A 13396-nucleotide genomic window follows, 5' to 3' on the forward strand; every position below is an offset into this window, starting at 1 on the left:
CGAGCCGGTCTGCCTTGTGTCTGGCTCCCGGCGTACTGCTTGGCTCCCCCGTGCCCGCCACCGTGGTCGGATCGACTCTCCTCCGGTTGTGACGGGCCTCGGCGCGACCGGAGCGGCCCCACCGTTCGGTGAGGGCTCATCCACTATGCAACGGAATCCGGTGCCGGTCGGGGCATTTGTGCAGCAACTCACTCTCGATCTGATGGTTTTGTGTACGTTTGCGACCGTTTACGCCTGTGTCTTGGCCAAAGGCGGCCCCAAGTTGATCACCTTCCTGCCTCTGAAGACGGCGCTTGCTAGGGTCGTCGTCAGGTGTGCCGGGAAGTCTGGTCGGCGTGAGTTCATCGACCCCTGAGCCCCTGGAGGCCCACTCGTGACCGACACCCGCAACCGCCTCTTCACCCGCGGCTCCTGGCTGGAGACCTCGCGGACGGCCGAGATCCTGCGAGCCGAGACGACGGGCGGCGTACTCCTCATCATCGCCGCGATCATCGCGGTCGTCCTGGCCAACAGCCCCTGGCAGGATGCGTACGAGGCGCTCCGCGACTTCCGGGTCGGACCCGAGTCCCTTCATCTCGACCTGACCCTCGGGGCCTGGGCGGCCGACGGCCTGCTCGCGATCTTCTTCTTCGTCGCCGGCCTGGAGCTCAAGCGCGAGTTCGTCTCCGGCGACCTCCGCGACCCCCGGCGGGCCGCGCTGCCGATCGCGGCCGCGGTCGGCGGCATGGTCGTGCCGGCGCTGGTCTATGTCGCCGTCAACCTGATCGGCGGCGGGTCGCTCGCGGGCTGGGCGACACCGGTGGCCACCGACATCGCCTTCGCGGTCGCGATCCTGGCGGTCATCTCGACGCACCTGCCTGCGGGGCTGCGTACGTTCCTGCTGACCCTCGCCGTCGTCGACGACCTGCTCGGCATCATCGTCATCGCGGTCTTCTTCACCTCCGAGCTGCACATCGGCTACCTCCTGCTGGCGCTCATCCCGATCGGGCTCTTCGCGTTGCTCGTGCAGCGCCGCGTACGCAGCCCCTGGCTGCTCCTCCCGCTCGCCCTGATCGCCTGGGCCCTCGTCCACTCCAGCGGGGTCCACGCCACCGTCGCCGGTGTGCTGCTCGGGTTCACCGTACCCGTCATCGCCCGCAACCCGGAGGCCAAGCGCGGGCTCGCCGAGCACTTCGAGCACCTGGTTCGGCCGATCTCGGCCGGCGTCGCGGTGCCGATCTTCGCCTTCTTCGCCGCCGGTGTCTCCCTCGGTGGCTGGGACGGGGTGACCAGCGCGCTGCGCGACCCGATCACGCTCGGCATCATCCTCGGCCTGGTCGTCGGCAAGACCATCGGCATCTCCGGATCGACCTGGCTGCTGGCCCGGTTCACCCGTGCCTCGCTCGACGACGACCTCGCCTGGACCGACGTGATCGGGATGGCGATGCTGGCCGGCATCGGCTTCACCGTGTCGCTGCTGATCGGCGAGCTCGCCTTCTCGTCCGATCCGTCCGCTCATGACCACATGAAGGTGGGCGTTCTGTTCGGGTCCGTCCTGGCCGCCGCCTTGGCGACGGTGGTGCTGCGGGCACGCAACCGGGTCTACCGACGCATCGAGGAGGTCGAGACTCTCGATGCCAACAAGGACGGCGTGCCGGACGTGTTCGAGGATGATCAGGGTCGGGACCGGTAAGGTCGTGGGCGCTCCCCAATACACGTTCAGCGAAGGGTTCCCATGGCAGTCGACATCGTGAAGTCCCCGGGCGGCGAGGACCCGACGATCGGCAAGCTCGTCGTCGACGCCACCCGCGACATCTCCGAGCTCGTCAACAAGGAGATCACGCTCGCCAAACAGGAGCTCAAGGTCTCGGTGACCAACGCCGGCGTCGGCGTCGGCCTCTTCGCCGCTGCCGCGTTCCTGCTGGTACTCGCCGTGATCATGCTGTCCGTCTCGGCGGCCTACTTCATCCACTGGACCGGCCTCGGCCTGCAGTGGTCCTTCCTCATCGTCTTCGGCTTCTACGTCCTCCTCGCCGCCCTGCTCGCCTTCATCGGCGTACTCAAGGTGAAGAAGGTCAAGGCCCCCGAGAAGGCCATCGCGCAGGGCAAGGAGATCCCCCGGGCTCTCAAGGGCCAGCGCTGACCCCTCTGCCGAAACGTCAGCCCCGTCGGCCGAGGCGTCACCCCGGTCGGCCGAAGCGTCACGGTGACGGGCCAGTTTCCGTCCACAGGGCACGCTGAGTCCGAAGTTATCCACAGCCTCTGAAAAGAGGGATGACTTCGTACGCAACCTGTCGCACGCTGCGGCCATGAATCTCTCACTCGTCAAGACCGACAGCCGCCTGCCGGAGCGTCCCTTCACCACGTCCGACATCGAGTCGGTCGCGACCAACCGATACGCGCTCGCCCAGGCGATCAACCATGGGGACGTACGTCGCCCTTTCCGGGGCGTCTATCTCGCCGCGCAGGCGGAGGACGATCCGGTGAAGCGCGCCGAGGCGCTCGTCCAGGTGGTGTCCGAGCATCAGGTGATCAGTGACCGAACCGCCGCCTGGGTGCACGGCATCAACACCTTCACCCAGACCGAGATGGCACAGCTCCCGGCCGTGGAGACGTGTGCCCTCCGTGGGCACACCCGCACGCGGCGCCCAGGCACCGACGGCCGCTCGCGCGACCTCCTGCCCGAGGACATCGCGGTCATCGGGGGCGTACGTGTGACGACACCGCTACGCACCGCGCTCGACCTCGGCTGCAACCTGAAGCGGCGAGAGGCGATGGCCGCGCTCAACGAGTTCGCCAGACACCACGGGATCACTCGGGACTCCCTCGACAAGGAGCTGCCCCGCTTTCGCGGGCGCCGCGGCGTCGTCCAGCTCCGCGAGCTCGTCCCGCTCCTGAACCGCCGCCTCGAGTCCCAGCGTGAATCGTGGACCTTGCTCGCGATCAGTGACGCCGGACTTCCCCTTCCCGAGGCACAGGTCTGGGTCGACGTCGAAGGAATCCCGACCTACCGCCTCGACTTCGCCTACCGACTCGCCAAGGTCGCGATCGAGTACGACGGCGAGGACCACGACGACCCCGACCAACGAATCTACGACGAAGAGCGACGAGGCTGGCTGATCGATCACGGCTGGACGATCGTCATCGTACGGAAGGGCGACTTCACCGGCGACCGTCTCGACGCCTGGCTCCGAGAGATCAAGGACGCCCTGACCCCGACCTACTCCTCCCGCCGCTTCTGATCGAAGCGTCGCCCCCGTCGGCCGAAGCGTCACCCGCCCGAGCCGAGGCGTCACTCCCGTAGGCCGAGTTGGCATCGCATTGCCAACTCGGCCGACGCAGGTGACGTCTCGACCGACCTACCTGGCGCCTCGGCCGACCTAGCTGACGCCTCGGCGAGAGGGTCAGCCGGCGCAGGCTCCGGTGTCGACGGCAGCGGTCTGGAAGCGCGCCTCGCGGGCGATCTCGATGACCTGGTCGGTGGTGAGGGCATAGCCGGTCTCGGAGTCGGTGACGGAGGCGGCGAAGACGACGCCGACGACGTCGCCCTCGGAGTCGACGATGGGGCCGCCGGAGTTGCCGGGGCGGATGAGGCTGCGTACGGAGTAGACGTCTCGGATGACGGTGCCGACGCCGTAGATGTCGGGCGAGCGGAGGCGCTGCTCGGCACGGATACGACCGGGCTGTACGTCGAAGGGGCCGTCCTGCGGGTAGCCCAGGACGGCGATCGGGTCCTCGGCTGCGGCAGTGCGGTCGAACTCGAGGCGCTTGAGGTTGCCGGCACCTTCGAACTTCAGGACCGCGATGTCGATCTCGGGATCGTAGTGGACGACCTTGGCGTCGTTGGCGCCGTCACCGACGATGACGTTGGGGTCGTCGACGCCCGCGACGACGTGGGCGTTGGTCATCAGGTAGCCGCGGCCGATGACGAACCCGGTGCCCTCGACGCCCTTGCCGCACTCGTTGGCGCCGCGGATCTTGAGGACCGACTCGCCGGCGCGTACGACATCGGGGTCGGTGAGCATGCGACGCGGACCGGGGCCGACCTCGACGATCCGCTCACTGGCGAACGGCTCCAGGTAGCGCGGGAAGAACGAGGTGCCGACGACGTCGTTGAACGCGCTCAGCGCACGGTCGGCGGGCGACGGCATGATCGAGTCGACCTTGGCCAGGATCGCCGAGCCACGCACCGCGGGCGTGAGCCCGTTGATCTGTGCACCCGAGACCGCGACCCCGAGGGCCCAGGCGACCACCAGCACGGCCGCCGCGCTGAGCAGCGAACCGCCGAGCGCATCGACGATCCGGGCCGGCTGCCAGGTGATCTCGTCTCGCACCCGTACGCCGCCGTATTGCAGCACCGCCTGCCCGATGGACGCACACGCGATCACGACGAACAGGGCGCCGAGCGAGACCCACAACGACGGAGCCGCGCTGCCGAGCACCTTCGGTGCCAGCCAGATGCCGATGAAGCCACCGAGCAGCAGTCCGCCGGTCGCGAAGGCGCCGGTGATGAAGCCCTGCCAATAGCCCGAGAGCGCGTAGGCCCCGACGAGAATGATCAGGATCCAGTCAAGAAAGTTCACGGCTGATTCCGTTCGCGTCCCTGGAACATGTATTCGGGCAACTCCTTGATCGGGGCGTCCGGAATCTCCGTGATCCACCCGAGATAGGTGAAGAAACGGCTGATGATTCCACCTGTGAAGCCCCAGAGGATGACATCCTTCTCCGGTCCGATCAAGAACGCGGGCATCAGCCATTCGTTGCGGCCAGGCGCGCCGACCTGGATCCGGTGGGCCGGGTCGATGAGATCCGACAACGGCACCCGATAGACGGCGTGCACCTCTTCGACCGACCGCGTCGTGACCGGAGACGGCTCCCGCCACCACGCGATGATCGGTACCACCGCGTGGTTGGAGAACGGGATCCACAGCGCCGGGAGGCGGCCGACGACGTCGACACCGGTGGGGTCGAGCCCGGTCTCCTCCCAGGCCTCCCGGAGCGCCGCCTCCTCGGCGGTCTCCCCCGGATCGAGCCGGCCGCCGGGGAACGAGACCTGACCCGGGTGCGAACGCATCGTGTGCGACCGCTCGGTCAGCAACAGATCGGGACCCGAGGGACCTTCGCCGAAGAGCATCAGCACGGCCGATTCGCGGGCGCTGCCGTCGGCCGGCGGCAGAAACTGTGAGATGTCCTCGCCCTGGATCTGCTGCGCCGCCTCGACGATCTCGTCGAACCACTCCGGCCGAGTCCCGTTGGCCGTCTGACGCTCGCTCACAGCGTGATCCCCAGCTTCTTCTCGACGAGCTCCTTCACCTGGGTCGCACTGGTCATGCCACCCATCTGCAGCAGCTCGACCTCGCCGGAGGAGGACAGGACGTACGTCGCCGGCACCGCGCGCGCCGTGAGCGGCCCGCCCTGCAGCTCGCCGCCTGGATCGGCGTACATCGGGAAGGACACCCCGCGTGAGATCGCCTCCTCGAGCGCGACTCCGGGGACGGTGTCCATGACGTCGATGCCGATCACCGGCACCTCGTCGCCGTAGGTCTCGTAGAAGCTCTGCAGGGCAGGCATCTCCTCCTTGCAGGGCGCGCAGAAGCCCTGGAAGAGGTTGATCACCATCGGCCCCTGGAACGAGGCGAGGTCGGCGGACTCGCCACCGCCGAGACAGGGCAGCTCGATCGACGGCAGTCCGCCGTCGCTCACCGGCCCCTCCTGGCAGGCCTCCACCTTCGATGCCTTCTTGGCCGCGACCATCTTTGCGGTGGCGACGTTCACCTTGGAGGAGGACGGCTCGTCAGCAAGTGGCGCGCCGGACTGCCCGCCCCCGCTCGAGGAGTCGGTGCCGCAACCGGCCAGGACGGCCAGCAGCAGGGCGGCTGCTGACGCGGCCCGGGCTCGTCTACCCAGGGCACGAACCATCAGTTGCGGCCCTCCGTGCGGACCAGCTTGGCCGCGGCGACCGGGTCGGTCGGCCCTTCGCCGTACGCAGGGCACAGCTGGGCCACCGGACAGGCACCGCACGCCGGCTTCTGGGCGTGACAGATCCGCCGCCCGTGCCAGATCACGTGATGCGACAGCATCGTCCAGTCACGCTTCTCGAACAGCGCACCGACCTCGTGCTCGACCTTGACCGGGTCCTTCTCGGTCGTCCAACCGAAGCGCCGCGACAGCCGTCCGAAGTGCGTGTCGACGGTGATCCCCGGCTTGCCGAAGGCGTTGCCCAGCACGACGTTGGCAGTCTTGCGCCCGACACCGGGCAGCTTCACCAGCTGCTCCAGACGGGAGGGCACCTCGCCGTCGTACTCCTCCACCAGCACGGCGCTCAGCTTGAGCAGCGCGTCTGTCTTGGCGCGGAAGAAGCCGAGCGGCCCGACGAGCTGCTCCAGATGCTCCCGAGGCGCCGCCGCCATCTCCTTCGCGGAGGGGTAGGCCGCAAAGAGGGCGGGCGAGGCCAGGTTGACCCGCTTGTCCGTGGTCTGCGCGCTCAGCACGGTCACGACCAGGCACTCGAACGGATTGGTGAAGTCGAGCTCGGCCTTGGCATCCGGGTAGGTCTCACCGAGGACGCGGTCGATCCGACGGGCACGACGCACCAGACCCAGGCGCGTCTCAGTCGCAAACTTCTGGGCAGGCACGCAGCAAGGCTACGCGGCCGCACCGACAATCCCGATCCGGCCCAGAGCGCGGCTACCACAAACACCGCTCAGCACATGCACTTTCTGCCCTTATCGGTGGGTGATGTGCACTTGTGAGACGTTCCACAGATAGGATTCCCGGTGTACTACCCGCGGATGTGGGGAAAATCCAGGAGGAATGGCCGCAATGGACAACGACGTACTCCGTCAGGCACCGCTCTTCAGCGCACTCGATGACGAGTCGATGACGGCCCTGCACGCCTCGATGGCAGAGTCGAAGCTCCGCCGCGGAGAGGTGCTCTTTCACGAGGGCGACTCCGGCGACAAGCTGTACGTCGTGATCGACGGCAAGGTGAAGCTCGGCCGCACCTCGTCCGACGGCCGCGAGAACCTGCTCGCCATCATGGGCCCCGGCCAGATGTTCGGTGAACTCTCGCTCTTCGACCCGGGCCCCCGCTCGGCCACCGTCACCGCGGTCACCGACTCCGCCTTCGCGAGCCTCTCGCACGAGGACCTCCTCAAGTGGCTCGAGGGCCGCCCGGTCGTCGCCCGCGGCCTGCTCGCCCAACTGGCCGGCCGCCTCCGCAAGGCCAACGACGTCGTCGCCGACCTCGTCTTCTCCGACGTCCCCGGCCGTGTCGCGAAGGCCCTGCTCGACCTCGCCGACCGGTTCGGCCGCACCGCCGACGACGGCGTCCACGTCCACCACGACCTCACCCAGGAGGAGCTCGCCCAGCTCGTCGGCGCCTCCCGCGAGACGGTCAACAAGGCCCTGGCCGACTTCGCCAGCCGCGGCTGGCTCCGCCTCGAGCCGCGCAGCGTGGTCATCATGGACATCGAGCGCATGGCTCGTCGCGCCCGCTGATTCTTTACCTTCCAACAGGCATCCGGCCTCCTTCCACCTGGCGTAACAGCAGGTGAAAGGAGGCCGAGATGCTTTTCAGATCAGACTCGGGTCAGGCGGAGTTCGACGAGTTCGTACGCTCCCGCGCCCAGGCACTCTCCCGCACGGCGTACCTGCTGACCGGTGAGGCCCACCTCGCCGAGGGCCTTCTCCAGCAGGCGCTCCTGTCCGCGGCCAAGGCCTGGCACCGCATCGAAGGCCACCCCGAGCCGTACGTCCGGCGGATCCTCTACACCCAGAACATCTCCTGGTGGCGCCGCCGTCGCTTCGCGGAGACCCCGCTGGACACGCACGAGGCCACCACCGCAGCGCCCGAGACCGGCGACCGAGACCTCCGGCTCAGCCTGGAACAGGCCCTTGCACAGCTGACGCTGAAACAGCGCACGATCCTGGTGCTGCGCTACTTCGAAGACCTCACCGAGGCCCAGACCGCCGACATGCTCGGGCTCCACGTCGGCACCGTGAAGTCGACCGGCCGCAAGGCGCTCGACCGACTGCGCACCCTCGCCCCGCACCTCGAGGAGCTCATCAATGACTGACCAGAAGCTTCGCGACGAGCTCTCCCGCATCGCCGACACGACACCCGCTCTTCGGGTCCCTGACGGCCTGTACGCACGCGGTCGCCGCATCCATCGCCGCTCGGTCGCGATCGTGGCGGCCTCCGTCACCGCGGCCGTCGCCCTCATCATCGTCGGCTTCACCGGGATCCCCGACCGGCAGTCCGATATCGAGCCGGCCGAGCGCAACGGCGACCTGGCCGTCCCAAAGATGGTCGAGACCGCGCCGGAGTGGTTGACCGAGCTCGACGGGCTCGGTGCCTACGCCCACGCCGACGTCATGGAGGACGACCTCGATCTCGGCGTCGGGGCCGTGGCGTACGTCCGGAGCAGCAGCGACGAGAACGGCAGCGTCCCGGTCGTGGTCGATGCCGCCACAGGCGGCTACCACGTGCTCGACCTGCCGGGGTTCGTCGGCAAGGAGGTGCGTGGCCAGCCGTCGCACAGCGCCCTCGCGCTCTCGCCGGACGGCAGCCACCTCGCCTGGGCCTGGGCAGATCCCGCCGACAGTGACACCACGCCGCGTCCTGCCGGCGTGAAGGTCGCCGATCTGACCACCGGGGACGTACGCACCTGGAATGTCTCCGCGCAGCACGACGCCGCGGTCTACGTCCACAACCTCGAGTGGTCCACCAACGGACAGTGGCTGCTGTGGCAGGGCTGGCAGATGCGGAGCTGGCGGGACGCGAGCTTCGAGACCGAGACCTCCCGCGCCGGCGGCATCGGGCTCGGGGACGACGGGTTCCTCTTCACGGACGAAAGCTCCGCCGAGGCCGATCAGCAGAACAGGGAGCTCGGGTTGAGCCGGGAGGTCGAGTGGGCCATCTCGGACGACGGCACGATCGCTCGCCTCATCGAGAGCCGCGTCATCACTCAGGCACCCGGATTGGCCCCCGAGAGCCGCCCGCTCACCCCGATCACTAGCGGGGCGTACACAGGCTTGGCCTTCCGAGGCACAGAGCTGTACGTCATCAAGCAGCCCTTCGGAACCGAGGTACTGCCGGTGGACGGGACCTCACCCGGGCTGAAGACTGATGCGACCGGGTATCCGCGGCTCGTCGGCTGGATCGGCGCGAACCCGATCCTGTGGCAGGAGATCGACGACAACCTCACCTCCTTCGATCAGTACCACGCTCCGGTGGACCTGCAAAGCTTCTCAAGCCTCGTCGTGATGCACCGGCCGATCGCGGAGGGCGCGACGATCGCCTACCGACTGATCGACCCAGGTGAGGCCAGGTCGACCGTCACCAGTCCTGACCCAACCTGGCCCAAACCGTCCAGCGGGTTGGGACTGCCGACGATCGGCCTGGTCATCGCGGCCCTGTTCGCCTTCGTCCTCACCCCGTTCGTCGTACGCCGGCGTCACTTCCGTGCGGCGAGGAAGGCCAGCTGAGCGCACACCGAGAGCTCAGTGGCACCCGCCCACACGAACCGGGGCTACTGTGGCCGGCGCTTCTGGGGATGGAGCGTCTCGTGACGGGCGAGCATGGCGACGTACTCCTCGATCCTGCGCGACCGCGCGGCCTCGGTCTTCAGGGAGGTGATGCGGTGATAGAGGGCGTAACGGTTCTGGGAGGTGAGGACGTCGTACATCGCCTGCGCCTCGGGCACCGCTGCGATCGCGGCGAGGAGGTCGGGCGGGGTCTCGGCGGTGGCCGGACCCGCGTACGCCGCCTCCCACCGCCCATCCGACTTCGCCGCCTCCACGGCGGCCCGCCCGGCGGCGGTCATTCGGCCCTCGGCCTCGAGACGGCCGATGTGCTCGACGTTCCTCAGCGACCAGCGGCTCTTCGGCCCGCGCGGCGTGAACCGCTGGAACGACGACTGCTCGTCGCGCCGCCGGGCCTGGCCGTCGATCCAGCCGAAGCAGAGCGCTTCGTCAAGCGCGGTCTGCCAGGTCAGCGTGGTCAGCGTGCCGCCCTTCTTGGTCAGCACCAGCCAGACCGCGGGGGTGTCGGCATGGTGCTCCTCCAGCCAGGCCCGCCACGCGGACGGATCGGGAAGCAGGAGCTCGGCTCCGGACAGGATCGCCATGAGCCGAACAGTAGGCCTCAGCGCTCGGCGAGGTAAGCCAATTGCGCTCGTACGGAGAGCTCGGCGGCTCCCCAGAGGACCTGGTCGACGTCGGCGTACACGATCTCGACGATCGCCCGCGGATCCGCGTCGGCCGGGGTGGCGTCGAGCCCGGAGAGAGCGTCCGCGACCTGGCCGAGGCGTTCGCGCCGGTGGGCGATGTAGTAGTCCAGGGCGCCGAGGGCGTTTCCGATGACCGGGCCGTGGCCTGGCCAGACGCTGCCGACACCGTGCTCGGAGGCGAGCGCGTGAAGACGGTCGAGCGAGTCCAGATAGGCACCCAGCTCGCCGTCGGGGTGGGCGACGACCGTGGTCCCCCGCCCGAGGACCGTGTCACCGGTCAGGACGGCGCCGTCGGCGGGCAGCCAGAAGGACAGCGAGTCCGAGGTGTGCCCGGGAGTCCCGACGACGCGGATCTCCAGGCCGTCGACCTCGATGACGTCACCGTCGCCGAGCCCCTCGGTCCCGAGCCGGTATTCAGGATCAAGAGCGCGTACGCCGGCCCCGACCCGCTCCGCGAAGGCCCGTGCCGCCTCGGAGTGGTCGTAGTGATGATGGGTCAGCAGCACCGTCGCCACCTCGCCGGCCGCCTCCGCGACCGCATCGAGATGCCCCTCGTCGAGAGGCCCCGGGTCGATCACGACCGACCGGCGCGCGCCGGGCTCGCGCAGCACCCAGGTGTTGGTGCCGTCGAGCGACATGATCCCAGGGTTGGGCGCGAGGATGCATTGCCCGCGCTCGCCGAAGACGCCGCCTGACCAGGACTCGTTCATGAGCGGTTCCTTCCGGCGACGAGAGTGGCGTGCAGGGGCATCATCGACAGGGTGTGGCCGCCGTCGACCTCGGTCACGGCCGGGGTGAACATCGTCAGCACGCGCTCTGCGGCGGCAGCGAGGACCTCGTCCTCGGAGCCGAGCGAGGTGACCTCGAGACAGTTGAGGTAGGTCGGCGGCATCATCGCCAGCTCGCCGGCCTCGACCTGGGCGACCGCCTCGGCGGTGCTCAGCCAGAGCACCGAGGAGGACTCGCTCGACACGTCACGCGTCACCTGCCCCTCAGGCAGGCGCGCGACGAAGAACCAGGTCGCGAAGCGCTTCGGCTCGAAGACGGGCGTCGTCCAGGCGGCCCACGGCCCCAGCAGATCCGTACGCAGCACCAGCCCCCGCCGGGTCAGCAGCTCGGTCAACGACAGCGAGCGTGACTCCAGGGCGGCCCGGTCGGCCTCCCAGTCGTCTCCCGAGACGTCGTCGACGACGGCATCGCCGGAAGCCCCCGCGAGCAGCACCCCGGACTCCTCGAACGTCTCCCGCACCGCCGCGGCGACCAGCGCCCGCGCGCGGGACTCGTCGACCCCGAGCCGGCGCGCCCACTCACCGGCCGACGGCCCGGCCCAGCAGGAGTCGGGCAGCTCGGCGTCGCGTACGTCCACGCCGCCGCCGGGAAAGACGGCCATCCCCGCGGCGAACCCCATCGTCAGCTGTCGGTGGAGCAGATAGACCTCGGGACCTGCGTCCGAGCCCGGCCGCAGCAGCAGCACCGTCGCCGCATCGCGCGGCTCGACCGGGGTGCGTACGCCCTGGGCGTACTCCCCGGCCAACGCCACGATGTCGTCACCAAGCCGGACTGGAGGGATCGGGATACGCACGTTCGTCACTGTAGCGACGCTCACACCAGCGCCCTACCCCCATCCGAGACTCAGACCGAGGCTCAGATCTCGACGACGATCTCCACCTCGACGGGAGCGTCGAGCGGCAGGACGGGCACACCGACGGCGGAACGCGCGTGCCGGCCGGCGTCGCCGAAGACCTTCCCGAGCAGCTCCGAGGCGCCGTTGGCGACGCCGGGCTGGCCGGTGAAGTCGGGCGTGGAGGCGACGAAGCACAGCACCTTCACGACGCGCTTGACCTGCGAGAGGTCACCGAGCTCGGCCTTGACCGCGGCCAAGGCGTTGAGCGCGCACTGCTGCGCCGCCGCGTAGCCGTCCTCGGCTGACACATCCCCGCCGACCTTGCCGACGGAGAGCAGCGCGCCGTCCTTCATCGGGAGCTGGCCCGAGGTGAAGACGTGGTTGCCCGAGCGCACCGCCGGAATGTAGGCCGCCACCGGCGGCACGACGTCCGGCACGCTCAGCCCGAGCTCGGCGAGGACGTCCTCGGGGCCGCTCACTCCGAGACCGCCCGCTTGAAGAAGCCGACGTAGTTGCCGGTGCCGTTGTCGAGGATGGAGACGAGCTCCCACCCGTCGGCACCGAAGTTGTTGAGAATCTGCGCCGCAGCGTGGTTGAGGATCGGCGCTACCTGGTACTCCCACTTGGTCATATCGGCACCCTACTTCGCGGACCCGCGGACCGGTTTTCCGGCGACATGGTTTGACCTTCCAACCGAGGACCCGGCCCACTATCGTCAGGTCCGTGACTCCCGCAGAGCAGCTGAAGACGTACGTCGACACCTGGTGGTCCTCCGTCCAGGACCTCCTCACGCTCCTCGAGGAGCTCTCCGAGCCCGACTGGGAGCAGCCCACCGACCTCCCCGGCTGGGACGTACGGGCCGTCGCCTCCCACGTCGCTCACCTCGAGGGCCTCACCGCCGGCGCGCCCCGCGAGGACGCGACCGTGCCCGAGTCCGCCCACATCAAGTCGCCGATGGGCCAGTTCACCGAGATCGGCGTGCTCACCCGCCGCGACGTCCCCACGGCGAGCATCATCGACGAGATCCGCCGTTACACCGCCGTACGCCACGACGAGCTGCTCGCCTCCCCGCCCGAGGACCCCGCGGTGCCGGCGTCCGGCATCTTCGGCGCGCTCGGGTGGACCACCGGCAAGCTGCTTCGCAACCGGCCGCTCGACCTCTGGCTGCACGAGCAGGACATCCGCCGCGCCACCGGCCGCCCGGGCAACCTCGACAGCCCCGGCGCTCTCCACACGGCCGACTACCTCCTCGAAGGCGTCGGGTTCGTGCTCGCCAAGAAGGCCGCCTGCGCCCCCGGCACCTCCGTCGTCGTCGAGGTCGAGGGCCACGCGCCCTACGCGTTCACCGTCACCAAGGAGGGGAAGGGAGTCCCGGTGGCCGACCCGGTCACCGCGCCCACCGTCACCCTCTCCACGGACCGGGAGACGTACGTCCTCCTCACCGGCGGCCGCGCCTCCGGCGACCCCGCCAAGGTCGAGATCAGCGGCGACACCGCCATCGGCACCAAGATCGTCGAGAACCTCAACATCACCCCCTGATGGCGCGACCCCGTTAAAGTCA

At 69.1% G+C, this 13396-nt stretch carries 16 protein-coding genes; 7 read left to right on the plus strand and 9 right to left on the minus strand.

The genetic code is table 11. The features are described 5' to 3' along the window. The first annotated feature begins 373 nt into the window (after nucleotides 1-373). The 3 genes from nhaA to AB0F44_RS12210 all read left to right on the plus strand — a co-directional run bounded on the left by nhaA (nucleotide 374) and on the right by AB0F44_RS12210 (nucleotide 3221). A complete protein-coding gene (gene nhaA / locus AB0F44_RS12200) occupies nucleotides 374-1672 on the plus strand; it encodes a Na+/H+ antiporter NhaA (RefSeq protein ID WP_357355701.1) in 1299 nt (432 codons plus the stop codon). A 42-nt stretch (nucleotides 1673-1714) separates the two neighbouring features. Further along, a complete protein-coding gene (locus tag AB0F44_RS12205; RefSeq protein ID WP_357355703.1) occupies nucleotides 1715-2122 on the plus strand; it encodes a phage holin family protein in 408 nt (135 codons plus the stop codon). A 166-nt stretch (nucleotides 2123-2288) separates the two neighbouring features. Continuing rightward, nucleotides 2289-3221 carry a DUF559 domain-containing protein gene (locus tag AB0F44_RS12210; RefSeq protein WP_357355705.1) on the plus strand — a complete coding sequence of 311 codons (933 nt, stop codon included), beginning with the start codon at nucleotides 2289-2291 and terminating at the stop codon, nucleotides 3219-3221. Nucleotides 3222-3383: 162 nt separating this feature from the next. Here the strand turns inward: AB0F44_RS12210 and AB0F44_RS12215 are convergent, their stop codons facing one another. From AB0F44_RS12215 to nth, 4 genes are read right to left on the minus strand one after another with little or no spacing between them, the layout of a single operon-like run. Then, entirely contained in the window at nucleotides 3384-4562 is a 1179-nt protein-coding gene (locus AB0F44_RS12215) for a MarP family serine protease (RefSeq protein ID WP_357355707.1), read from the minus strand. Then, nucleotides 4559-5254, minus strand: coding sequence for a CoA pyrophosphatase (locus AB0F44_RS12220; protein ID WP_357355709.1), 696 nt, complete (start codon nucleotides 5252-5254; stop codon nucleotides 4559-4561). The genes AB0F44_RS12215 and AB0F44_RS12220 overlap by 4 nt, the downstream gene beginning before the upstream one ends. After that, nucleotides 5251-5898 carry a TlpA disulfide reductase family protein gene (locus AB0F44_RS12225; RefSeq protein WP_357355711.1) on the minus strand — a complete coding sequence of 216 codons (648 nt, stop codon included), beginning with the start codon at nucleotides 5896-5898 and terminating at the stop codon, nucleotides 5251-5253. Before AB0F44_RS12225 ends, AB0F44_RS12220 begins: the two co-directional genes overlap by 4 nt. Further along, a complete protein-coding gene (nth, locus tag AB0F44_RS12230) occupies nucleotides 5898-6614 on the minus strand; it encodes an endonuclease III (RefSeq protein ID WP_357355713.1) in 717 nt (238 codons plus the stop codon). Before nth ends, AB0F44_RS12225 begins: the two co-directional genes overlap by 1 nt. Before the next feature lie 187 nt (nucleotides 6615-6801). Here nth and AB0F44_RS12235 point away from each other — a divergent pair, with 187 nt between their 5' ends. From AB0F44_RS12235 to AB0F44_RS12245, 3 genes are all read left to right on the plus strand, one after another. Further along, entirely contained in the window at nucleotides 6802-7479 is a 678-nt protein-coding gene (locus AB0F44_RS12235; protein WP_008356269.1) for a Crp/Fnr family transcriptional regulator, read from the plus strand. A 68-nt stretch (nucleotides 7480-7547) separates the two neighbouring features. Further along, nucleotides 7548-8057 (plus strand): SigE family RNA polymerase sigma factor, encoded by a 510-nt coding sequence (locus tag AB0F44_RS12240; RefSeq protein ID WP_357355715.1) that lies wholly within the window; start codon nucleotides 7548-7550, stop codon nucleotides 8055-8057. Next, the gene (locus AB0F44_RS12245) at nucleotides 8050-9468 is read left to right on the plus strand and encodes a hypothetical protein (protein WP_357355717.1); all 1419 of its coding nucleotides are present in this window, start codon (nucleotides 8050-8052) and stop codon (nucleotides 9466-9468) included. Before AB0F44_RS12240 ends, AB0F44_RS12245 begins: the two co-directional genes overlap by 8 nt. Nucleotides 9469-9512: 44 nt before the next feature. Here AB0F44_RS12245 and AB0F44_RS12250 read toward each other — a convergent pair whose 3' ends face one another. From AB0F44_RS12250 to AB0F44_RS12270, 5 genes are all read right to left on the minus strand, one after another. Next, a complete protein-coding gene (locus tag AB0F44_RS12250; RefSeq protein WP_357355719.1) occupies nucleotides 9513-10109 on the minus strand; it encodes a YdeI/OmpD-associated family protein in 597 nt (198 codons plus the stop codon). A 17-nt stretch (nucleotides 10110-10126) separates the two neighbouring features. Continuing rightward, nucleotides 10127-10921 carry an MBL fold metallo-hydrolase gene (locus AB0F44_RS12255; RefSeq protein ID WP_357355721.1) on the minus strand — a complete coding sequence of 265 codons (795 nt, stop codon included), beginning with the start codon at nucleotides 10919-10921 and terminating at the stop codon, nucleotides 10127-10129. Continuing rightward, nucleotides 10918-11793 (minus strand): NUDIX hydrolase, encoded by an 876-nt coding sequence (locus AB0F44_RS12260; RefSeq protein ID WP_357355723.1) that lies wholly within the window; start codon nucleotides 11791-11793, stop codon nucleotides 10918-10920. Before AB0F44_RS12260 ends, AB0F44_RS12255 begins: the two co-directional genes overlap by 4 nt. Nucleotides 11794-11855: 62 nt before the next feature. Further along, entirely contained in the window at nucleotides 11856-12314 is a 459-nt protein-coding gene (locus AB0F44_RS12265) for a RidA family protein (RefSeq protein WP_357355725.1), read from the minus strand. Further along, nucleotides 12311-12466: a DUF4177 domain-containing protein gene (locus AB0F44_RS12270; protein WP_141791386.1), complete on the minus strand. Its 156-nt coding sequence runs from the start codon at nucleotides 12464-12466 to the stop codon at nucleotides 12311-12313. The genes AB0F44_RS12265 and AB0F44_RS12270 overlap by 4 nt, the downstream gene beginning before the upstream one ends. Nucleotides 12467-12558: 92 nt before the next feature. Here AB0F44_RS12270 and AB0F44_RS12275 point away from each other — a divergent pair, with 92 nt between their 5' ends. Next, entirely contained in the window at nucleotides 12559-13374 is an 816-nt protein-coding gene (locus AB0F44_RS12275; RefSeq protein WP_357355727.1) for a maleylpyruvate isomerase family mycothiol-dependent enzyme, read from the plus strand. Nucleotides 13375-13396 lie beyond the last annotated feature (22 nt).

Source organism: Nocardioides sp. NPDC023903 (assembly GCF_040639295.1).
GTDB lineage: Bacteria > Actinomycetota > Actinomycetes > Propionibacteriales > Nocardioidaceae > Nocardioides.